Here is a 1369-nt window from a genome sequence, read left to right on the forward strand (position 1 = left end):
CCGACCCGAAGCCCTACGTCTGGACCAAGACCGCCGACGAGATCCTCGAACGCCTCGCCGGATATCTGAAGCGAATTCCAGACTCAAGACACTAGCCTGCGCCTTTCAGTTGGGTCCGGCTGAGTTGGGTTGATGGCGCAGGCGGCGCGTTGTGCCTGTGCGGGGGTGTGAGGGCATGCAGAGTGCCCGGCGCGGGGCCGGTGTCTCCAAGGTCCGGTTCGTGGGTGGGCAGGGATGGTCGTGCTGGTTCAGGTGATGGGCCGGGGCAGGGCCTGCAGTCGGGTGAAGGCGGTCGCCAGGTCGTGGCACCAGGGCCAGGTTGCGGCGATCCGCAGGTGCACACGGCGGCCGCCGCGGGTGATGCGGGCCGCGGCGTGCAGTAGCCGGTAGCGGAGCTTCTTCGGCTCAGCGGTGGCCAACTCGCCTTCCAGGAGGAGTGTTTGGGTCCAGGCGAGCAGGTCGATGGCGGTCAGGGACAGTTCCAGCCAGGCGGCGTTGATCTGGAAGTGGCGGGAGGGAAAGCGCCCGAAGCCGGTGGTCTTGCCGCAGCGGATGCGGTCCTCGACACGGGTGTGCGCGCGGTGGCGGACCTCCAGCAGTTGCAGGGAGCCCTGGCCGTAGGGGGTGTCGGTGAGGAAGACCTGGTGGCGCATGCCCTCGTCGAGGTCGAACAGCGTGAGCTGGGCTCCGGGGTGGGGGCGTTCGCGGCGGACGATGATCCGGGTGCCCTCGGGCAGGCCCGGCAGGTCGACCAGGCCGGTCAGCTCGGCGACCTCGGCGCCGGCGCGCAGGGAGCCGTCCTGTTCGAGGGCGGGATGCCAGACCTGCCGGGGCAGGTGGCGGATCGCCCGGCGGACCGGCTCGGTGATGGACCATCCGACGGAGAACGATGTACGGACGCCGCTCGAGCGCAGGGCGCGGATGTGGGCCAGGAAGGCCTTGGCGGAGCCGGCGCTGTCGGCGCGGATGAGGATCTCGGTGCCGTGGCGGTGGGCGTCGGGTATCTGGGCGAGCGCGGCGTCGAGCACGCTGATGTGGTCGGCGGCGGTGTTGGCCGCGGCGTTTCCCGGCCGCAGCATACCCGCCAGCGTCTCGCCGGTGTTGTCGAGGAAGCACAGCAGCGGGTGGTAGCCGAAGCCGTGCTTGTAAGTGGGTGCCGCGTGTTCCTTCTCGGAATGGCAGGTGACCAGGGTGGCGTCGATGTCCAGGACCAGTCCGGGCAGTTCACGTCCTCCCGCCTTCGAGGCCGGGATGCCATGGCGGGTCTCGCCGGCCTGCAGCCAGGCGACCTCCCGGGCGGCGGCTCGGGCCGAGCGCAACGCTGCGAGCGCGGCAGGATCGATACCGGCCAGCAGTCGCCACGCGGTCG

Annotated in this window: 1 protein-coding gene; it reads right to left on the reverse strand. The window is 70.6% G+C overall.

Annotation, left to right across the window (positions count from 1 at the left end):
* Positions 1-248: 248 nt before the first annotated feature.
* Positions 249-1369: IS1380 family transposase (locus ACFWPI_RS39635; RefSeq protein WP_380425393.1), on the reverse strand; the 1121-nt coding region annotated here is incomplete at its 5' end.

The sequence above is a fragment of the Kitasatospora sp. NPDC058492 genome (assembly GCF_042720685.1).
Taxonomy (GTDB): Bacteria; Actinomycetota; Actinomycetes; order Streptomycetales; family Streptomycetaceae; genus Kitasatospora.